The 18802-nt window shown below is 64.9% G+C and carries 24 protein-coding genes; 14 read left to right on the plus strand and 10 right to left on the minus strand.

All coding sequences use genetic code 11. The features are described from left to right. Positions 1-63 precede the first annotated feature (63 nt). Positions 64-282 carry a hypothetical protein gene (locus tag M1L53_RS29785; RefSeq protein WP_063316312.1) on the plus strand — a complete coding sequence of 73 codons (219 nt, stop codon included), beginning with the start codon at positions 64-66 and terminating at the stop codon, positions 280-282. A gap of 71 nt (positions 283-353) precedes the next feature. Further along, positions 354-701, plus strand: coding sequence for a hypothetical protein (locus tag M1L53_RS29790; RefSeq protein WP_063316311.1), 348 nt, complete (start codon positions 354-356; stop codon positions 699-701). 140 nt (positions 702-841) lie between these two features. Here M1L53_RS29790 and M1L53_RS29795 read toward each other — a convergent pair whose 3' ends face one another. The 4 genes from M1L53_RS29795 to M1L53_RS29810 form a co-directional block, all read right to left on the minus strand. Next, positions 842-1198, minus strand: a complete 357-nt coding sequence (locus M1L53_RS29795) for a hypothetical protein (RefSeq protein ID WP_063316310.1) — start codon at positions 1196-1198, stop codon at positions 842-844. Between the two features lie 132 nt (positions 1199-1330). Continuing rightward, positions 1331-2149 (minus strand): AAA family ATPase, encoded by an 819-nt coding sequence (locus M1L53_RS29800; protein WP_147794725.1) that lies wholly within the window; start codon positions 2147-2149, stop codon positions 1331-1333. Further along, positions 2146-3549 (minus strand): Mu transposase C-terminal domain-containing protein, encoded by a 1404-nt coding sequence (locus tag M1L53_RS29805; RefSeq protein ID WP_161916670.1) that lies wholly within the window; start codon positions 3547-3549, stop codon positions 2146-2148. The genes M1L53_RS29800 and M1L53_RS29805 overlap by 4 nt, the downstream gene beginning before the upstream one ends. A gap of 7 nt (positions 3550-3556) precedes the next feature. Next, entirely contained in the window at positions 3557-4156 is a 600-nt protein-coding gene (locus M1L53_RS29810) for a recombinase family protein (protein WP_147794727.1), read from the minus strand. A 340-nt stretch (positions 4157-4496) separates the two neighbouring features. Here M1L53_RS29810 and M1L53_RS29815 point away from each other — a divergent pair, with 340 nt between their 5' ends. The 3 genes from M1L53_RS29815 to M1L53_RS29825 all read left to right on the plus strand — a co-directional run bounded on the left by M1L53_RS29815 (position 4497) and on the right by M1L53_RS29825 (position 6337). After that, positions 4497-5111 (plus strand): HAD family hydrolase, encoded by a 615-nt coding sequence (locus M1L53_RS29815; RefSeq protein ID WP_126860308.1) that lies wholly within the window; start codon positions 4497-4499, stop codon positions 5109-5111. A 133-nt stretch (positions 5112-5244) separates the two neighbouring features. Further along, on the plus strand, positions 5245-5826 hold the full coding sequence (locus M1L53_RS29820; RefSeq protein WP_261949421.1) for a chromate transporter: 582 nt from the start codon (positions 5245-5247) through the stop codon (positions 5824-5826). Further along, positions 5819-6337 (plus strand): chromate transporter, encoded by a 519-nt coding sequence (locus M1L53_RS29825; RefSeq protein WP_161972433.1) that lies wholly within the window; start codon positions 5819-5821, stop codon positions 6335-6337. Before M1L53_RS29820 ends, M1L53_RS29825 begins: the two co-directional genes overlap by 8 nt. A gap of 191 nt (positions 6338-6528) precedes the next feature. Here M1L53_RS29825 and M1L53_RS29830 read toward each other — a convergent pair whose 3' ends face one another. Beyond that, positions 6529-6903, minus strand: a complete 375-nt coding sequence (locus M1L53_RS29830) for a helix-turn-helix transcriptional regulator (RefSeq protein WP_126860455.1) — start codon at positions 6901-6903, stop codon at positions 6529-6531. 99 nt (positions 6904-7002) lie between these two features. Here M1L53_RS29830 and M1L53_RS29835 point away from each other — a divergent pair, with 99 nt between their 5' ends. The 5 genes from M1L53_RS29835 to M1L53_RS29855 all read left to right on the plus strand — a co-directional run bounded on the left by M1L53_RS29835 (position 7003) and on the right by M1L53_RS29855 (position 11322). Further along, complete coding sequence (locus M1L53_RS29835) at positions 7003-7248, plus strand: hypothetical protein (protein WP_126860456.1); 246 nt, start codon at positions 7003-7005, stop codon at positions 7246-7248. Positions 7249-7384: 136 nt separating this feature from the next. Beyond that, positions 7385-9262 carry a cation-translocating P-type ATPase gene (locus M1L53_RS29840; RefSeq protein ID WP_240978295.1) on the plus strand — a complete coding sequence of 626 codons (1878 nt, stop codon included), beginning with the start codon at positions 7385-7387 and terminating at the stop codon, positions 9260-9262. A gap of 361 nt (positions 9263-9623) precedes the next feature. Next, on the plus strand, positions 9624-9845 hold the full coding sequence (locus tag M1L53_RS29845; protein ID WP_154606760.1) for a hypothetical protein: 222 nt from the start codon (positions 9624-9626) through the stop codon (positions 9843-9845). Continuing rightward, the gene (locus M1L53_RS29850; protein WP_193595851.1) at positions 9842-10750 is read left to right on the plus strand and encodes a Fic family protein; all 909 of its coding nucleotides are present in this window, start codon (positions 9842-9844) and stop codon (positions 10748-10750) included. Before M1L53_RS29845 ends, M1L53_RS29850 begins: the two co-directional genes overlap by 4 nt. Beyond that, on the plus strand, positions 10747-11322 hold the full coding sequence (locus tag M1L53_RS29855; RefSeq protein WP_063316307.1) for a recombinase family protein: 576 nt from the start codon (positions 10747-10749) through the stop codon (positions 11320-11322). Before M1L53_RS29850 ends, M1L53_RS29855 begins: the two co-directional genes overlap by 4 nt. Positions 11323-11353: 31 nt before the next feature. Here the strand turns inward: M1L53_RS29855 and M1L53_RS29860 are convergent, their stop codons facing one another. The 5 genes from M1L53_RS29860 to M1L53_RS29880 all read right to left on the minus strand — a co-directional run bounded on the left by M1L53_RS29860 (position 11354) and on the right by M1L53_RS29880 (position 15220). Beyond that, on the minus strand, positions 11354-12010 hold the full coding sequence (locus tag M1L53_RS29860; RefSeq protein WP_063316306.1) for a hypothetical protein: 657 nt from the start codon (positions 12008-12010) through the stop codon (positions 11354-11356). A gap of 25 nt (positions 12011-12035) precedes the next feature. Beyond that, a complete protein-coding gene (locus tag M1L53_RS29865) occupies positions 12036-12290 on the minus strand; it encodes a hypothetical protein (protein ID WP_063316305.1) in 255 nt (84 codons plus the stop codon). A 143-nt stretch (positions 12291-12433) separates the two neighbouring features. Then, the gene (locus tag M1L53_RS29870; protein WP_193595852.1) at positions 12434-13105 is read right to left on the minus strand and encodes a hypothetical protein; all 672 of its coding nucleotides are present in this window, start codon (positions 13103-13105) and stop codon (positions 12434-12436) included. Further along, positions 13102-13656: a hypothetical protein gene (locus tag M1L53_RS29875; RefSeq protein ID WP_156511752.1), complete on the minus strand. Its 555-nt coding sequence runs from the start codon at positions 13654-13656 to the stop codon at positions 13102-13104. Before M1L53_RS29875 ends, M1L53_RS29870 begins: the two co-directional genes overlap by 4 nt. A 727-nt stretch (positions 13657-14383) precedes the next feature. Further along, entirely contained in the window at positions 14384-15220 is an 837-nt protein-coding gene (locus M1L53_RS29880) for a hypothetical protein (RefSeq protein ID WP_193595853.1), read from the minus strand. A gap of 526 nt (positions 15221-15746) precedes the next feature. Here M1L53_RS29880 and M1L53_RS29885 point away from each other — a divergent pair. The 4 genes from M1L53_RS29885 (at position 15747) to M1L53_RS29900 (ending at position 18722) form a co-directional block, all read left to right on the plus strand. Continuing rightward, the gene (locus M1L53_RS29885) at positions 15747-16643 is read left to right on the plus strand and encodes an ArdC-like ssDNA-binding domain-containing protein (RefSeq protein ID WP_261949422.1); all 897 of its coding nucleotides are present in this window, start codon (positions 15747-15749) and stop codon (positions 16641-16643) included. An 88-nt stretch (positions 16644-16731) separates the two neighbouring features. Beyond that, positions 16732-17070: a hypothetical protein gene (locus M1L53_RS29890; RefSeq protein ID WP_193595855.1), complete on the plus strand. Its 339-nt coding sequence runs from the start codon at positions 16732-16734 to the stop codon at positions 17068-17070. Beyond that, positions 17064-17381, plus strand: a complete 318-nt coding sequence (locus M1L53_RS29895) for a hypothetical protein (RefSeq protein WP_193595856.1) — start codon at positions 17064-17066, stop codon at positions 17379-17381. The genes M1L53_RS29890 and M1L53_RS29895 overlap by 7 nt, the downstream gene beginning before the upstream one ends. A 318-nt stretch (positions 17382-17699) precedes the next feature. After that, complete coding sequence (locus tag M1L53_RS29900; protein WP_257233277.1) at positions 17700-18722, plus strand: DUF4192 domain-containing protein; 1023 nt, start codon at positions 17700-17702, stop codon at positions 18720-18722. The last annotated feature ends 80 nt before the right edge of the window (positions 18723-18802 follow it).

The raw sequence follows: 18802 nt of genomic DNA on the forward strand, positions 1-18802 counted from the left end.
CGGCACCGCAATCCCTGTCGGACCTAACCGGCACACTCACCAGAAACGACAGAAAGGACCGCCATGAACAACGAGATCACCACCATCGTTGCCCCAGTCGCAAAAGCAGGAGCAGGGTCAGCAGTAGCCGGATTCGTACTCGGAACACTGATCGCCTGGCTGTTCTTTCCCGACGCAATGAAGCCGTGGCAATTCGGCATGATCTTCGCCCTCGTCACGCTGCTGCTGGTTCTCCTCAGCGCCGCCCCCTTCGTATGGCGCCGGTACAGCGGACAAAGCTAGCAGCGCACTCTTCGACGCTCGACCACAACGAACCCGAACCCCGAATCAACCACGAGAAGGAGGACAACCGCATGGCTATCGCCGGGATCATCGCCGTAGCAGCACTCTTGATCTGGGGATTCGGATCGATCATCGCCCGCCTCGCAGGAGCGATCGCAGTCTTCGAAGGACTGCTCCGCATCGGCTTCACCGGAAGCACCCCCACCGCCTACAGCATCCTCGCCGCCGGCATTGCAATCTGGATGACCGGACACTGGATCTGGGCGTTCAAACACAAAGCCTGGCGCACCCGACTCGCACTGACCGCCTACAGCCTCCCCGGACTCCACCATCTCGCGCCCATCCCTACCAATCACACCACCAAACAGGCGCAGCGCACCGCTGTTTGGCCGAGCAATCACACGGAGATGAACCGATGAGCGAGCAAACCCGAACGACACTCATGGTCGCTGGCCTCGTTGAAGGTGCGATGGGCCGCGCACTCACTGATGAGGAAAACGAAATCCTGCGTACCGCAGTCGAATCGTCCACCGACAGAAGCCCCCGGCCGTAGATGTTGTTATCGATCAGAGGCATGGCGGCGACGGGGGTAAGGCGGCATAGTCATACGGCCGGGAAACGAGGCCCAATAAGTCCGCAATGCGTCGCTGGGCCATTCGGTGATCTTGTATACCCGGTCGTGTACCTGTGATCGCGACACCTCAGGTTCATCGGACTTGACGATCTGGCTCACTCGGCCAGGTGACAGCGCCGCAGCCTCCGCAATGAGCGCCTGACTGAGGCCCGAGCTGCGAGCGATCTTCATCGCATCCGCAAGAAGCGCTTCGACTTCGTCGGACAACCCCCGGAGAGCGTGGAGGAGGCGTGCAAGCTCCACGACATCCGCGAGAGCGTTCTGCCGATCTTCATCATTCATGCCTTATGTTTAGCACTCTAACGATAAGGCCGATAGGCCGGAAACGATCGTATTCGGCCCACGAATCGACCTGAATCGGCGTGTGACTTTCTCCGGTGAGTGGCGGCGGTCTTCAGCCGCTCAGGGGCACGGTTAGTTGACTCCGATGACGAGGGTGCTGGCGGCGGCTTCGACGACGTCGTTGGTGATGGTCTGCAGCTCGTTGATCTTCAGGACGCGTTCGATCTGGGGGAAGAGTCGCTCCAGGAGGCGGAAGTTGCCGCGGGTGATGCGGCTGATCGCGGCGATGGTCTGGGCGTCGGTGAAGTCGTCGGGGTTGAGGGTCTTGCCCAGGGAGCGCCAGTGGCGTTGGAGGACGAAGAGCATCTCGTCGGTGCTCAGGGGCCGGTACTGGTGGGCGAAGCCGACGCGGCTGTAGAACTGGGGGTAGTGGCTGAACTGCTTCTCCAGCCCGGGCATGCCGATGAGGATCAGGGCGATCTGGTCGCGGTCGTAGCGGTCCCGTAGGAGCTCGAGCGCGGTGGGGCTCAGGCGTTCGGACTCGTCGACGATGACGAGCTGGACGTAGTTGGTGGTGCGCCGGGTGCCCCACCGGTCCAAGGGGATGCGGTCGGGGGCTTCGACGTGCTGCTGGATGCAGATGCTGGTGCGCGTGATGATCCGGTCCAGGTCCTCGCGCAGCAGCCGCGGGGTGGTCAGGACCCCGGGGGTGTACAGGGCGGTGCGGTTCTTGGCCAGCGCGGCGTAGATCTTGGCGTCGTCATCGCAGCGCGGGCCCCAGTCGGTGAGCAGCTCGTGGGCTTGGTCCCAGTGGGCGTAGCGGCGTGCGGAGACGGTCTTGCCGACCCCGGCCGGCCCGAAGCACAGCCCGATGGTGCGCCCGCGCCGGACGGAGTCGGCGAACTCGGTGAAGCGGCGGTGCTCCTTGGTGACGATGAAGCGTTCGCTCACCTGAGGTCCTCCTTGTAGACCTTGAGCCGCGCCACGGTCGGCACGCGCGGCGGCACGGGCCTGGCAGGGGCGTCGGGGGTGTGGGCGGCGACGACGGCGATCCGCTCGTTGATGCCTCGGCGCAGGGCGCGGCGACGGGCGTTGCGGGCGGCCTGGACGTCCTTGAGGCTGATCTGCTTGGCGTGGTGTTCCTGATCGACGGCGGTGCACAGGAACTGGTCGTGGTCGAAGACGCGGATCTCGGTGATGTCTCTGGGGTCGTAGCGGATGACCACGGGGCGGCCGACGAAGCCGGCGAGGGTCGGTGAGACGTAGCGCATGCCTTGGAAGTGGATGCCGTCGCGGCGCACCGTCCTGGATCGGGCCACGGTCAGCAGCAGCCCGTCCAGCGCCTGGAGGCTGTCGGGAAGGCGTGGCAGCCAGCCGTCGGCGATCCACGCCGACCGCGGCGAGACGCCGAGCTCGCCGTGGGCGCGGTCGTTGTAGTCCAGGACGAACGCCCCGACGGCGGCGTCGAGGTCAGCCAAGGACAGGGCTGGCGCGGGCCAGCGCTCCGCGCCGCTGTGGAGGTGTCCGGGCAGGGTGGTGAGCAGCTCGGTGTTGACCGTGCCGAAGAAGCGCTCGACCTTGCCTCGCCCTTGGGGTCGCGCGACGGCGGAGTGGATCAGGCGGATGTGCAGGTCGACGGCGGTGCGGGCCAGGTGGTCGCTGGTGAAGTCCGACCCGTGGTCGACGTACAACAGGTCGGGGATGCCGCACATCGGCCACCGGGGGTCGGCCTTGGGCCAGATCGCCTGCCGTAGCGCCAGGGCGGTGTGCATCGTTGACGGCGCACCGAAGAAGACCGTGTAGCCGCAGATCGCGCGGGAGCAGTCGTCCATCACGACGGTCAGCCACGGCCGGGCCGGCTTGCCGTCCGTGCCGACGAGCACGATGTCCAGCAAGGTGTGGTCGGCCTGCCACATCGCGTTGGGGCGGTCGGCCGTCCGCCGCAACGCGAGCTCGTACTTGTCCCGGTAGGAGCCTGCTCCCTCGAGGGCGAGGGTGACCATGCCGGGGTCCAGGGCGGTGATGATCGACCGGACGACGCCGTAGGACGGGACCGGCCACGCGGTGCCGGCGCAGACCTTCACCACCGTCCGGTGGATCGCGGCGATCGGTGGGCGGGGCCGGGTCAGCCCGAGCCCTTCGATTAGCGCGATGAGGTCCGCCGGCAGGTGATGCCCGCCCGCGTCCGCCCGCGGCACTCGGCCCAGGGCCGACAGGCCGCCGGCGCGGTAGCGGGCATGCCAGCGTTCCAGCGTGCGCACTCCCAGGCCGTGGTGACGGGCCAGCGCGGCGAGCGGGACCTGGTCCTCGACATGCAGCCGCAGGATCCGCCACCGCCCGTCCGCGTCCACGGCCGGCCTACACGGCGCTCGTGGCTCGTCGTGACGGGGCCGCTGCGGCGGGCGCGCGGTTCAGGGCCCGGTAGATGGTGGTGCGGGAGACGCCGAGCACCTGCCCGATCTGGGCGACGGTCATGTCCTTCTGCTCATACATCCGTCGGGCCGCCCGGACCTGGTCCGCGGACAACGCCGACGGCCGCCCACCGCTGCGGCCCCGAGCACGAGCGGCCGCCAGGCCGGCGTTGGTGCGCTCTCGGATCAGGTCGCGCTCGAACTCGGCCAGTGCCGCGAAGACGTGAAACACCAACCGTCCGCCTGGGGAGGTGGTGTCGATGGTCTCCTGCAACGACCGGAACCCCACGCCGCGGTCGGCCAGGACCTGCAGCTGGTCGATCAGGTGGCGGATCGACCGGCCGAGCCGGTCCAGCCGCCACACCACCAGGGTGTCCCCCGGGCGCAGCTGGTCCAGCAGCTTGTCCAGCTCCGGCCGGTGCTGCAGCGACCCGGAGCCGGTGTCGACGAACACCCGGTAGCACCCGGCCTTGGTCAGCGCATCGACCTGCAGCGACGCGTCCTGATCGGTTGTCGACACGCGCGCGTACCCCAGGAGATGCCCCACGCGTCGACCGTAGCGAAACCCGTCCGACACGGGAAGTATCGCGCCGTAGTTTTCGGCACGCAGTTCCGCTACATCAGGCGCCTCGTCGACGACGCGCGCCGCCCGGCCCTCCGGCGCGTGTAGCGGAATCGTTCGTTTGAGATACGCCGCTAACGCGCCGCGACCGGGCCCTGGGGCCCACGTCCTGGACCTCTACCGCGGCTCCTTGGAACGCGGAGCGCTGCCGATCGCGGGTTTGAAGGCGCGCGCCCCGTCGCTCGGCGAGTCGGGCCGGACGCCCCCCGAGTGAATCGCTCTTCCGTCCGTCATGGTCGTCAGAACCGGACCTAGGCTGCTTCGCATGACGCACCTGGTCTGGGACATGGACGGCACACTGCTCGACACCACGTCGGTGGTGCCTGACGCGTTCGTCGCGACGGTGCAAGAGCTGGGGGTTGCCGACGTCGACCGGGAAAAGGTCGTTGCGGCCTACTCCCTCGGCGTGCCGGAGGTGATGCTCGAGCACCTAGTCGGTCGGCCACTCAAGAACGGCGAGGTCGACGCTTACTACGACCGACTGCACGCCAGCACCGTTACGGCCTATGCCGGTGTGCTCGAGACCCTCGCGGCGCTGCGTGCGCGGGATCTGCGGACGGTCATCTTCACGGTCGCCAGCAGCCGTGCGGCGCGCATGCTGCTCGCCTCGGCCAGCATCGAGTACGACATCCTCATCGGTGGGGACCACGTGGCGTGGCCGAAGCCCGCCCCGGACGGCATCCTGGCCGCAGCGTCCCGGCTAGGAGTTGATGTAGCCGACATCGTGTACATCGGTGACGCGCCGACCGACTTGCGGACAGCCCGATCCGCCGGCGCACGCGGCGCAGCGGCGACCTGGGGCCACCTGTACCGGGCGGAGGAACCCGCCGACGCGCGGCTCGCTGCACCGATGGATGCGTTGGCCCTGCTCGAGACCTAGGAAGGGCGCTCCTGGTCATCGGCGTCACCTGACCGTGCCCGCCACTCAGCCCGCCCTACACCGGCGAAAGTCACAGCTTTGACCATCCGGTCGCAGGTAAGAACCGTCGACCGCAGGTAGGGAGTGCAGGGATGTGAGCGGCACAGACGCAACTACCCATCGTTCCCGCGTACCAATGTTGACTCTGTGGTGGGCGATGTTGCGCCTTGGTGCCGTCGCGTTCGGCGGGCTTGGCCCGACGCTGGCCTTGCTCGATCGCTCATTGGTCGCTAGACGGGGGTGGTTGACGTCGACCGATGTGCGGGACGCACTCACCTACACCAAGGCGCTTCCCGGCTCCACTGTCGTGCAGATTGTCACCTTCCTTGGCTGGCGGCTCGGTGGGGTGATGGGGGCACTAGTCGCTACCTTCGGGTTCCTCCTGCCTGCCGCAGTTCTGATGACGCTCGCAGCGGCCGGCGCCGCGGCACTGCCTGACGCGGCTTGGGTCGACGGAGCGCTGCTGGGTATGCAGGTCGCCGTTGTCGGTCTGCTCGGGCATTCGATGGTTGGGTTGTTGACCAAAGAGGCGCGCACGCTCGCCCTCGCCGCGGTCGCGGTGGCGGCGGCCGCCGGGGGGTTCTTCGTCAACCCTGCCATCGTCGTGGTGCTTGCCGGGCTGGTCGGGGTCATCGTCGACCGGGTGCGCCGATACCGGGGCGGCCACCGTGGTTGACCTGGTCGCCACGTTCCTTCTGATCGGTGCGCTGGCCTTCGGCGGTGGCCAGGCTGCGCTGCCACTGGTGGAGCGGCTCACGGTCGGGGTGCACGGTTGGCTGAGCCCGGGTGAGTTCGCGACAGCGGTCGGGCTTTCCTACGCAACTCCCGGTCCGGTGCTGATCATCGCTGCCTTCGTCGGATACGTGACCGCTGGGGTGGGCGGTGCGGCGGTCGCCACCGCTGCCGTGTTCGCTCTCCCGGTGCTCGCGGCGATCGGTGCTGCCAGCGCAGTGAATCGGTTGTCGCAGACGTGGTGGCTGCCTGCCTTCGGGCGCTATGCGGGTGCGGGCGCGATCGGTCTGCTCGTCGTCACGCTGACGTCACTCGCCCGCCCTGTCGCCGACATCAACCCGGGCCTTCTTGTCGGTTCCTTGTTCGTAGGGCTTGCCGCCCGCCGGGTACACCCACTGCTGCTCCTTGCTGGGGCTATCACCGCCGGGGCGATTACGGCTTCCCTTCTGAACTAATCGCCTTGCGGGCCTGGACCCAACCAGGCAAGCCGTGAATGTCGCGGGTGGGGCCGATCAATTGCCAACCAGAACCAGCCCGAGCAGGGTTCCGGTGAGACTGACCGCGGCCATCGCGCCAGTATGAACAAGGGCGAGGAGCACGGTCGGTGGCTCCACGTATCAAGGCGGGGGCTGCGCGTTAGGTCCGGTCACGCCGACTGAGGAGCAGCGAGGTCGCCGCTGAACAGGGTGCGCAGGGCGCCCATTGCTTCCGAGCGGGCCTTGTAGTAGACCCACACGCCGCGCTTATCCCGGTCGACCAGGCCTGCGTCGTGCAAAACCTTCAGGTGGTGGCTGAGGGTCGACGGGGCCAGGTCGAAGCCCTCGGTCAGGTCGCACATCGCGCACGCCTCGCCGCCCTCGTGGGACAGGATCATCGACATCAGCCTCAGCCGAACCGGGTCGGCGAGCGCCTTGAGCATGCGGGAGACGCCCTCGGCCTGCTCGGGGCTGATCGGCTCGCGCGCTAGCGGCGTGCAGTACCTCAGGGCCGCGTTCCGGGTGGGCAGCAAGGACATCGACATGCGTACATGTTGACATGTATCGAAGTCTGTGGCAATATTGTCGCTGAAGACTTCGATGACAGTCGAAGTCTGGAGGCTTCCCGACCAGGAGATGTACCGATGACCGTTCCCGCCCAGTTCTTCCGTTCGAAGTACCGCGCCATCGAGGGCGGTTGCGTGTCCTGCTCCGGGGACCTTGCGACCCTCGAGGCCCTGCCCGGGGTCAAAGAGGTGGACGCCCTGGCCTCCGGTCTGGTCCTCGTGACCCACGACGGCACCGTGAGCGATGACGCCGTGGTCCAGGCGGCCCAGAAGGTCGGGCTGCCGCTCGCCCCTGCCGGCCCCGCCCGCCCGGTACGCGTCTGACGCTCCACCACTGCACCCAGCAAACCGATGAAGAGAAGGTAAGAACAAGATGAGTGCTAGAGCGACGACGTCGCCACAGGTAGCAGCTCCGGTCGTGGTGCGGGCGGCCCGGCGCCGGTGGTGGCAGAACCCCGAGATGGTCACCCTGGCCGTCGCCGCGGTGCTGCTGGTGGCCGGGCTGGTGGTGGAGTGGACCATCCACTCCGAGCCGGTGGCCCTGGCCCTATTCTGGGGCGCGATCCTCATCGGCGGCGTCTACCCATTGCGCAGCGCGATCCGGGCGGTGCGCCACAAACGGCTGACCATCACCGTGCTGCTCGTGGTGGCGGCTATCGGCGCCATCGCGCTCGGGGTGATCGAGGAGGCGGCAGCGCTCGTCGTCATCTTCAGCCTCGTTGAGGCCATGGAGGCATACGCCACCGACAAGGCCCGAGGGTCCATCAGCGCCCTGATGGAGCTCACGCCCCCGACCGCCAACCGACTCAACGATGACGGGGCGACCAAGACCGTGGCGGTGGAGGAACTCCACCCCGGTGACGTCGTCATGGTGCGCCCCGGTGAGCGCCTACCCACCGACGGGATTGTGGTTGACGGTGCCTCGTGGGTGGACGCCAGCCCGGTGACCGGGGAGTCGGTACCGGTCGAGGCCACCGCGGGCACCGAGGTCTTCGGCGGCAGCCTCAACGGCAACGGGGTGCTCCGGGTGAAGGTCACCAAGGAGTATTACGACACCGTCCTGGCCCGGGTGATCGGGCAGGTCGAAGAGGCACAGGCCAACCGCAGCGGCGCCGAGCGGTTCGCGGACAAGTTCAGTGCCATCTACACCCCGGCGATGTTCGCCCTGGCCATCGTCGTAGCCCTGGTCATGCCGCTGCTCGGCTTCGAGTGGCGCGAAGCGATCTACCGGGCGCTGGTCATCCTCGTGGTCTCGTGCTCGTGCGCCCTGGTCATCTCGGTGCCTGTCAGCGTGGTCACCGCTATCGCCCGGGGCGCCCGCGACGGCATCCTCATCAAGGGCGGCATCTACCTTGAGCGCCTGGCCGACATCAAGGCCGTCGCCTTCGACAAGACCGGCACCCTCACCCGCGGCCGGCCCACTCTCGCTCAAGTGACGCCCCTCGACGGGATCAGCGAGGACGAGGCTCTGACCCTTGCGGCGGCGGTCGAGACCGGTAGCGAGCACCCCATCGCGACCGCGATCGTGGCCGGTGCCCGCGACCGCGGGTTGACCATCCCGGCCGTCCAGGATGCACGCGCCCTGCCAGGAGCCGGCATGGAAGCCACCCTCGACGGTCGCACCCTGCACATCGGCCGGCCCACCGACGAGGACCGGACTGACGGCACCGCAGGCCCGGCGCTGGCGCACGCCGAGGCGGAAGGATGCACGGCCGTGGTTCTTCGCGACGACACCCGACCCTTGGCCGTCGTGGCGGTGGCCGACCAGCTGCGCCCCGACGCCGAAAGCACCCTTACCGAGCTGCGCGACCTCGGAGTCGAGCGGGTCCTGATGCTCACCGGCGACAACGCCACCGTCGCCAGATCCACCGCGCAGGCCCTGGGGCTAGACGACTACCGCGCCGAGTTGCTCCCCGAGGACAAATCCGCCGCAATCCGTGAGCTGCGCGAGAAACACGGCGTGATCGCGATGGTCGGCGACGGCGTCAACGACGCCCCCGCCCTGGCCAACGCCGACCTCGCCATCGCCATGGGTGCCGCCAGCACCGACGTCGCCCTAGAGACCGCCGATGTCGCCCTCATGGCCGACGAGCTCGACCGGCTCCCGGCCGCCATCCGACTCTCGCGCCGCGCTCGGAACAACATCAAGATCAACATCGTCCTGAGCCTGACCGTCGTGGCCGTCCTGATCGTCGCCGCCCTCGCCGGCTGGATGTCCCTGACCACCGGCCTGCTCCTCAACGAGGGCAGCGCGGCGCTGATCATCCTCAACGGCCTGCGCATGCTCCGCCCCGGCCGCGGCGAGACCCGACGCGCCCGAACCTCGGTATCTGTCTAATCTCCGGGCCGAAACCAGTCTTGTAGACCAGTTTCGCACCATCACCAACAACGTCATAGCGCACCGTCATCATCGTCATCACCACCCGACGCGGCCGCCACAGAGTGCCACCAGAACACCGCCATATAGAGGCGAAAGCCACATCGGCGTGATCGAGCGACCACGCGAAACCGTCGACCGAAACTCATGACCGAAACTGGTTCGACCGAAATTAGCGAGTAGACCGTTTTCGGTCGGTTCGATAGCATCACTCTCAACGCAGAACGACGAACACGCCGCCGGCGACCACCGACAGAGGGTCGGCAGCATCGAAACCGCAGAAACGCGTACAGCCGCAAAACGAGAACCGGGGGAGCAGACCATGACGAATCCAGACGAGATTCCGCGTAAACCCACCCGCATCCTGACCGCGGGCGAGATCGAACGGGAAATAGCAGGCATCCGCGCCGGCCTCGAAATGGGTGGCGTCCCCTTCACCGCCGAAGCCGAAACAGCTGCTCGATCGGTACTCGCCGGGGACCTGACGGGAGACGAGGCGATCGAGCTCGCGCATGCAGCGATCCGCCGGCGGCACGGACTGTGACCGATTCCTACCATTACCCGGGTACACAGGTACTCCGAAACAAGTTCGGCTACAAAGACCCTCAGATCCTCGCCGAGGTCGAAGGCGCGATCGCCGCTGCCCGAATGGCAGAACTGGCAGCGAACCCGATCGACGGACACTTCGACTTCGCGCACCTGCAAGCAATCCACCGACACCTACTCGGTGACCTCTACGACTGGGCCGGTGAAATCCGCACCATCGACACCGCGCCAGGCGATCTAGGCATCCTCCACGACCCACCCGCCGCCATCCCAGGCGAACTCGACCGAGTGTTCACCGACATCAACAGCGGCGTCTACGTCAACCACCACAGCCACGAAGCGTTCGTCCAGGATCTCGCCGGACACTGGGGAGATCTCACCAGCGTCCATCCGTTCGTCGACGGAAACTCCCGCACCCAAAGGGTTTTCTTCGACCAACTCGCACGCGATGTCGGATGGGCAATCGAGTGGCGCGAACTCAGCGTCGACGCCGTCCAAGCAGCCCGAAACTTCGCATACATCGATGGCGGAACCATTCTCGCCGACGTCCTACGGCCCGCGATCAAACCCGTCACCGAAGTACCCGCGGACTCCATCGCCACCGCACCCCGCGAGAACGTCATGACCTTCCCCGATCACTGGCAGGCCATGATCGAGCATTACGACACCATGCCCGAACAGACCTACACGTGGGCAAGCCAGATCAAAACAGAAGCACCACAACATGAACCACGGTCGACCGAGATTCGGCCAACTCCCGCACCAGTCGCTCCGGAGCGAGAACTAGCCGACCTCGACACCACCAAGTTCCACACCCACTGGAGCCCAGAAGTCGACCACCATCTCATGAACAGCCGCACCATCCCACAACACAGCAGCAGACCAGAAGGGCCGAGACTGTGAGCATCATCGGATACGCCCGCGTCTCCACCCTCGAACAAAACCCCGAGCTGCAAGAACATGCACTCCGCCAAGCTGGCGCTATCCGCATCTTCACCGACTACGAATCCGGTTCCACGGCACAGCGCCCTCAACTCACCGAATGCCTGAACTACCTACGCGACCACGACGGTGATGTCCTCGTCGTCTGGAAACTCGATCGCCTCGGACGATCCGTCCGCCACGTCATCGACACCGTCCACAACCTCGGCGAACGTGGCATCGCATTCCGTTCCCTCACAGAGGGATTCGACACCACCACCGCAGGCGGCGAATTCCTATTCCACATCATGGCCGCCCTCGCCCAAATGGAACGCCGCATGATCGTCGAACGCACCCACGCCGGCCTCGAAGCCGCCCGCCGCCAAGGCCGACACGGCGGCCGGCCCACCGTTATGACGCCCGAACGCACCGAACTCGCCCGCACGATGCGTGAACAGGGCAAAAGCCTCGACACGATAGCTTCGACACTCCGTGTCGGTAGATCATCCGTCAGTCGCGCCCTCGCACCCGAGAGGGCCGGCGAGACGCAGTAATCCTCACACGAACCAAACACAAGCCGAACCGTCAAAACCGACGCGGTACCGCCCCTGTTTCCGCGACCTTGCGCTCCATTCGAGCTAACCGATCAGCAGGTTTCCGATGAACCGCAGTCCCTTCGGCCGTGGGATCGACGACAGAAGCCCTCAAGAACGACAGAATCGGCTCAGAACCCCCGTGGGCCAACGCATAATCGTCAGCCATGTCCTCTTCCTTCCGTAGAGCCGACGCGTTCCACGACAACCACACATAACCCAACAGCCCAGTCACGGAGAGAAGCGCGACAGCCCACCCGGAATGGGAGAGCAGGAACCACATACCGGCCACGGCCGCGACGATCCACAACCCCTGAGAGATCCGTTTCCGCAGCATAGGGCCTGGGTCGGCCCGGTGGCCCAACTCATGCAACACGATTGCGTCCGCAATCTGAGTGTTGATGATCCCGGTCGCCACCTCTCGCGGATGAAACACCAACTCGTCTGTCTCGTAGTAATACATCGCAGGAGTAGACGCACCCGACCCGGCCACATTCGCCGTCCGCAGCGCACTGAACGAAACCCGCGGCGAACCCTGCTGTCCCGCCACCCCAGCCAGATACGCCACACGGTCAATCAACCAGGCCCGCGCATCCTCCGTGGTGGAAAACGAAACCACAAAATCGTCACTCGGCATGGCCTCAGTCATTCACCCAACATAGACGGGCTGCGCGCTACCACCACACCACCAACACACCCACCGCAAAGGCCGCGGCAGCGATAACAGCCGTGCCGCCCACACCCATCGACGCGCGTAATTTGAATCGCCCCTGCACCTTCGCGTGACCCCACAGAGCCACTGCGAGAGCGATCACCAACAACCACAAGGCATGATCCCGAATCACATCCCACAGAGGTTCCAGTGAGAACAACTCCACGCCATCACGATCCGAAGCAGACATGTACGTCTGAGCAAATATGGTCGTCATGCGTGCGACAGTAAGCCAGAAAAGTCAAGAAGCAGTGCACTTTTCACGCGACAATGAGGTTGCGCACCCCCTACGGGGGTGCGCACATTCTAACAAGAACCGACCCGCTCGGGCGTGTCGCACACTCCCAACACCAGCACAAATCAGATAGTTGCTTCCGAACGCTCAACCGCAATCCTTGGTGTGCGTACCAAAAACGGCTTCAACCGCTTACCCGTCAGCATCCTGCACAGGTTCTCAGGCGCTCCAACGAACCCGAACTTCCGAATGTAACTACGCCGCAGAGAATCCGAAGCGGCCAACGCCACCAAAGTCACACCGAACTCATCAGCAAGACCACCCACCACACCCGCAACCTCGCCCGCAGAGTTGGCAGTCGCCTCCGTCATCGGCCACCGCGAAAAACTCCGAACCTCGAACACCCCGGGCACCTCATCTCTCGGCACCACCCGCAGCGACGCGGAACTATCCGAGCTTTCCAGGCAAAACCCCGGCGAAAACACCGAGGCCAACGGCCAAATCACCAGCAACACCGCCGCGAAAGACAGCGCCGCCACCCCGCCGAGCTGCACCGCAGCTTGCAACGTCAAGCCCAGGGCAACGAGACCCGGAACCCACCCCGCGAGTACCAGTAAAAACAGCAGCGATCGGACGCGCTTCTGCCGCTCGAACGGACTCCGCCCAAAACCCCACATCGCAGCCACGAACTCGCGCCAGCACATCACCAGACGCCGGGCGCGGCCGACACTCCGACCAGCAATGACTGAGGCAAACGCCGCACTGTCAGCACCATCGGCGTACCGCGCCGCCGTCACGATTCGATCCATCCAGAACCGGCGATAATTCCCAGCACGACCGCGCAACCGACATAGACGACGAAAACGGCTGTTCCAATCCCATTGAGCAGCGACAAAGGCAGCGGCCCCGAAGCCGCCAGCTGCGCCGCACTCGCCGTGGCACTCGCAAACGCCGCATCGGCAAAAGCCCACGCACTCAGGCATGCAACACCGACCACCGCAAACGGCCAAGGCGACCGCTCCGACGCCGCCACAATCGCACCGACCACAACGACACCGACCGACACCGCTGACGCCATCATCAAAACCGGCCACCAATCACCAGAACCCACCGACGGCGCTGACGACAAAGCACTGACAGACTCAATCATTTGAACTCCCGGTTGTAGACAGACTAAAGCCCTGCACAAGGAAAATTTGAATTCACTCAAGGCCCGATGAAAGTCATTATGCACAGCTTTGCGGCCGGCCGCGACCCCACTTTGCAGTGGATTGAATCGCCAGTTCAACGCATGAAACTGGTTCAGAAACACCGATTCACATACCGCGACGCCACCGCGCTCGCTCAAGCGTGTCTGGTTTTTATAACAACGAATCCGGCAAAAATATGTCTAAAAAATAACTGTGATCTGTGTCTAAAAAATAACTGAAGATAGATCTCGTAACTATCTCTGTCACGCACTGATTACCGCACGCAGAAAGACAGCGGCGAACACATCAAAGCCGCGCAGTAGCTCCCGAAGACCTCACCGCGCGGCCGTGCCAGCGACACGCGACCACGACCGGGGACGCATCAGACAAGTTCCATCCGCGATCAGGCCGGACACCAGGAGTAATGCGGCCCGGCCGTCAGCGCTACTGAAACTTTTCGGCGTGATCGCTCAGCAACCGAGCAAGAGCCCGAACCGTTTTCGGGTCACTCATATCGCCGCCACGCGCACAACCAATCTGGGAGCCCGATGCCGCCTCCGCAGCCCGCAGCTCCCGATACGCCTCAACAAGCTCAGCACTCGGATTCGCCATCAGCTCCGCACGACGCTTCTGCTCAGCCTCGCGAGCAACGCGCATCTCGCCCGAAAACTGCTCCTCACGCCAGATTCCGAACCGGCGACGCTTCCACGGAGAACGAACATCCGCACCGGCCGTCCACGCCGCGAACTGTTCCTTGTCTCGCTCCCACCTCCGCGGCCGAAAATCCGGACTCCAACTATCCGACAACTGCTTCCCCCATTTCAGGTCGCCCAGCGGATAACCCTAAGACCAGCAGGAAGCGGCCACAACCAGCGGTACGGCCGATCACTCGGAATCACGCAGAGCATTCTCACAAGCAACAAACGCTTTGGCCATATTCAACATCACCACCGCCTCCGCACGAGTAAACGTTGGCTCCCCCAAACCTCCGTGACCTGCGGTTGGCTCTGTATTTCGACGTGAAAAGATCGCGTGCATGTAGTCCACCACCGGATCCGGCAAATTCGACGCAGCCTTGTACTCAGTCTTGAATTGCCCCATGGACTTATTCGCGACTGCACTTGTGCCGACGGTTTCCTTCGCGAGTGTTTCCAACGCACTCGCTACCGCTACCAGCACACCCGTGTAATCGCCGGCGTCAAGGTTGGAACTCGCCCGAGCAAAAAGCGCTCGAATGTTCTGATGAGCTGACTCCTCAACCGTCTGATCGAGATCGGTGGCCTCAAGAATCTCGACCTCAATCTTTCCCCGCTCTGGCCGACGAATTCGGGCACCGAAGTTGAACGCTTCGAACACCTCATTGATCGACTCCAAGCTCAAATAACGATGAGCCACCATCTCTGCCGAGAACTCAGCAATTTCCGCCGAACTCATTGCTCTAATTGACGCACTAATCTCACCGTCATGCCAGGCCACCACGGCCGGCTCGTACATGCCATAACCATCATCCTCAAGAACGTAACCCGGTCTCTGTGTAATATCGCTCGCTGAGTTTATAACGGTGTTGTAGAACATCACTCGATGGATCTCGTCCGACGAGCCCGCCCTCTCATCTGCATTCTTTTTAACTATTCGGGCTATGAAAGATTTCATTTCCGCAGGCGCAATCTCCTCATTGAGGGCGTTAATTTCTTTTGAGTCGAGATAAATACCCAGTTCCATACGGTGATTATGCACCATGAATTCCAACAGGATTGGCTAAGACCACCACCCGGCGTCTGAAGTCGAGATTGCCTACCAAAGCACAGAGCTACCGCGACACCAAGCGGGGCCGGCCTCCGTCGCTCCCGCACAATCACCCCGCCAGCCACCCGAGCGGGAGGTGCGAACGCCCGGCCCGTTGCCGGCGGTGTGTTGGCGCCTGCCCGGCGGCCGGCCACCTACCGGTGTCCCCCGAGATGAGCTCCGCTGCGCTCCGCACCAGCGAAAAGCGTTGATTTGTTTGTCCTTCTGGCCTTCCGATTCTCGTCGGCGGTGACCTGCGCGCAACCCCTGGCGGCGATGCCGGCCCGAGGGCTCCGAGAAATTTTCTCAACCCGCACTCGCACGCTCGCAGAGAAATTTTCCCGGCCCAGGGGTGGCACTCCGGCCCCCTCATGCCGACGCGATTCTCCTTTGCCAGCAGGGCAAAAAAATTGGCGGCCACCGAGCAGGGGGACGCCACCGGATCAGCGGAGGCCGAAAAGTTATGGGCGCGAAGACCACGGCAGACAAGAGCGCGGCACGACGCGAGCAGGCCGCCGCACTGCACGAGAGCATCACCGCGAAGGTCGCCCAGCTCACCGACACCGACGCATGGGCCGCCTACCTGACCGCAGCAGCAGCGTTCCACTCCTACAGCTTCAACAACGTCATGTTGATTTTCTCGCAGGCCCCGGACGCCAGCCAGGTCGCCGGATTCCGCAAGTGGCAGGAACTCGGACGGCAGGTCCGCAAGGGCGAAAAGTCGATCAAGATTTTCGGCTACTCGACCAAGAAGATCACCGAAACCGACACCGAGACCGGCGAGGAAACCACCCGCCGCGCGCCGCGGTTCCCGATTCTGTCGGTGTTCGACATCGCCCAGACCGACCCGATCGAAGGACACCCCGCAGCAGCCGCCGAAACCATCACCACCCGACTTGAAGGCGAAGACCCCGCCGCGATCTATACCCGCGTCGCGCAGGTGATGACCGAGCAGGGATGGACCGTCACCCGCGAGCCCATCGCCGGAGAATCGAACGGCCGCACCAGCCTCGACGGATCGCGCCGCATCATCGTCGACGACACGATCAGCGACGCCCAGGCCGCGAAAACGATGATTCACGAAGCCGCCCATGCGCTCATGCACGCCAGCGGAGATATCGACCCCGCCGAGCTGCACCGAGGCCGCGCCGAGGTGGAAGCCGAATCCGTCGCCTACGTCCTGGCTGGACTGCTCGGACTCGACACCAGCGAATACAGCATCGGTTACATCGCCGGATGGGGAGATGGAGACCTCGAGGTCATCACCGACACCGCCCGCGCAGTCCTGGCCACGGTCCACACCCTCGCCGAGGCACTCGAACCCGACGCCGACGAAGCCGAGGACACCGCAGCCGCATAGACGGCAGCACCCCGCAAACACAGGTGCGATACCGGGTGGAGGCAGCCCGCCCGGTGTCGCGCTTGGAAGTCTACGAAAGGGCTACGACATGAGCATCACGACCGACGAGCTGCGGGCCGACACGATGTACAGCAACGCCATCGACGCCGCGTATCCCGCGATCACACCGTCAGGAATGGCGGCCGCCGAGATCCTCGAGATGCTGGCCGCAAAGATCACCGCCGCCACGAGCGCGGCAGGGATGCAAGCGGAAATCGGGTGGCTCACCCTCGCGCACGAAGTGAGCGCCCGGGAAGCTGTCGCCCTGCTCGCCGTCGCGACCCGCCGCGCCTACGACGCCGGACAGATCGCACCCTCTCGGGTGAATCGGGTTTACGGCCGAGTCGAGCGCGCCGCCGCACCGCACGGAATCCGATTCCGATGGTGAGCGCGCCGAGGGCAGAGACGATGGTGGATCGGCAGATGTTCACCGGATGCGTTCTCGCGGGATGCTCGAACATCGTGGCCGAGGACGGAGAAATCTGTTCGCAGTGCCGCCGCATCTTCGGCGACATGATCAGGCCCGTATCCGAGCGAGAGCGCGCCGAGACCACCGAACCCGCGCGCCCCGCCGCGACCGCAGCGCAGCAGTTGACCCGACGCAATCAACGGTGCTGGCTGTGCGAGCAACGCCGCACCTGTACCCGCGTTGGTGGGCAGTGGGAGTGCCGCGACTGCACGTTGCCGGCGGAACGCTGACGCCTGCCCGGCGGCCGGCCACCTTCGGTGTCCCTCGAAATGAACTCCGCTGCGCTCCGTTCTGTGAAAAGCATTGATTTGTTTTCACTTCTGGCCTTCCGATTCTCGTCGGCGGTGACCTGCGCGCAACCCCTGGCGGCGCAAGCGCCGGCCGTTGGCTCCGAGAAATTTTCGTCACTCGCAAGCTCCCGCCGAAATTTTCTCGGCCCAGGGGTGGCACTCCGGCCCCCTCATGCCGACGCGATTCTCCTTTGCCAGAAGGCGAAAAAAATTGGCGGGGCACCTGGCCCGGTCACTTTTATCAGCGAGGGGAACGACATGCAGCGCATCCGTTTGAACACCGCCACCGAGGTACTTGCCTCCATCCCCACCATGCTCGGATTCATCCCGACCGCATCGGTCATCGTGATCATGCTCAAAGACGAAATCGTCGACGGACGCACCACCAAGCAGATTGCCCTTGTCGCGCGGACCGACGCCGCCGCAGGCGAGGGCGCCGAATTCGATCCGGCCCCGTACCTCGAAGCTGCCTCACGCGCCGAGGCCACCGCCACGATCTGCGTTGCCGTCGCCGAAGACACCGCCGCAGTCATCGCGCTTGACCAGATCGCGATCCTGCGCCAGGGATTCCGTGACGCCGGAATCCACGACATGCTCGCCCTGCACGTCACCGCGCTCGAAGCCGGAGCGTTGTGGACGGACCTCGACACGTACGCGACCGGACTCACCGAAGACCCGAACGCCTCCACGTTGAGCATTCACAACGCCGTTGAAGAGGGCCGCAGCACCGCAGCCTCACGCGAGGACATCGCCGCCCGCTACGCAGTCACCGTCGAAGCGGACACCGCACCGGCACACGCAGCGCTGCACGCGCAGGGACCGGACTTCGTTCGCCACACCGTCACCGAACTCGTGACACTCATCCGCACACGCGGCAACCCGGCCGCCGAGTTGGCTGCACGTGTCGGACTGTGCGCCACCATCAGCCCCACCGCACGCGATGCTCTGATGTTCACCGCCAACGGAAATGAGCACGCAGCCGCCCACGCGTTCGCGACTATCGCCCGCCAGGTACGCGGCAACGCCCGCATCCAGATTCTCACCGTCGCGGCGTACTGCTCGTACATCAGCGGCGACGGCCCCAGTACCGGCATCGCATTGGAGGCCGCCCAAGCCGCCGTCATCGACGGCAACGGCGAACACGACACCTCACTGCGCAACCTGCTCGACTTCGCACTCGAGCACGCAGTCTCACCCGCCGCAGTCACCACGCAACTCCACGCGATCAGCGCCGAGGCAGCGCGATCCTTCGGCGTCGACGTCGACAACCTCGACAGCTGAAAACAACAACGGCCCCGACTTCGCCAAGAAGTCGGGGCCGCCCCCGTATGCAGTGGCGGGGGGGGGGGGGGGGGGGGGGG

This window comes from Rhodococcus sp. T9N (assembly GCF_024436645.1).
GTDB classification, from domain to species: Bacteria; Actinomycetota; Actinomycetes; order Mycobacteriales; family Mycobacteriaceae; genus Rhodococcus_F; species Rhodococcus_F qingshengii.

Excerpts from the sequence above, each read along its gene's own strand:
- M1L53_RS29785 (WP_063316312.1), top strand. The coding sequence starts at position 64 with ATGAACAACGAGATCACCACCATCGTTGCCCCAGTCGCAAAAGCAGGA.
- M1L53_RS29790 (WP_063316311.1), top strand. The coding sequence starts at position 354 with ATGGCTATCGCCGGGATCATCGCCGTAGCAGCACTCTTGATCTGGGGA.
- M1L53_RS29795 (WP_063316310.1), bottom strand. The coding sequence starts at position 1,198 with ATGAATGATGAAGATCGGCAGAACGCTCTCGCGGATGTCGTGGAGCTT.
- M1L53_RS29815 (WP_126860308.1), top strand. The coding sequence starts at position 4,497 with ATGACGCACCTGGTCTGGGACATGGACGGCACACTGCTCGACACCACG.
- M1L53_RS29830 (WP_126860455.1), bottom strand. The coding sequence starts at position 6,903 with ATGTCGATGTCCTTGCTGCCCACCCGGAACGCGGCCCTGAGGTACTGC.
- M1L53_RS29835 (WP_126860456.1), top strand. The coding sequence starts at position 7,003 with ATGACCGTTCCCGCCCAGTTCTTCCGTTCGAAGTACCGCGCCATCGAG.
- M1L53_RS29840 (WP_240978295.1), top strand. The coding sequence starts at position 7,385 with ATGGTCACCCTGGCCGTCGCCGCGGTGCTGCTGGTGGCCGGGCTGGTG.
- M1L53_RS29845 (WP_154606760.1), top strand. The coding sequence starts at position 9,624 with ATGACGAATCCAGACGAGATTCCGCGTAAACCCACCCGCATCCTGACC.
- M1L53_RS29860 (WP_063316306.1), bottom strand. The coding sequence starts at position 12,010 with ATGACTGAGGCCATGCCGAGTGACGATTTTGTGGTTTCGTTTTCCACC.
- M1L53_RS29865 (WP_063316305.1), bottom strand. The coding sequence starts at position 12,290 with ATGACGACCATATTTGCTCAGACGTACATGTCTGCTTCGGATCGTGAT.
- M1L53_RS29880 (WP_193595853.1), bottom strand. The coding sequence starts at position 15,220 with ATGGAACTGGGTATTTATCTCGACTCAAAAGAAATTAACGCCCTCAAT.
- M1L53_RS29885 (WP_261949422.1), top strand. The coding sequence starts at position 15,747 with ATGGGCGCGAAGACCACGGCAGACAAGAGCGCGGCACGACGCGAGCAG.
- M1L53_RS29890 (WP_193595855.1), top strand. The coding sequence starts at position 16,732 with ATGAGCATCACGACCGACGAGCTGCGGGCCGACACGATGTACAGCAAC.
- M1L53_RS29895 (WP_193595856.1), top strand. The coding sequence starts at position 17,064 with ATGGTGAGCGCGCCGAGGGCAGAGACGATGGTGGATCGGCAGATGTTC.
- M1L53_RS29900 (WP_257233277.1), top strand. The coding sequence starts at position 17,700 with ATGCAGCGCATCCGTTTGAACACCGCCACCGAGGTACTTGCCTCCATC.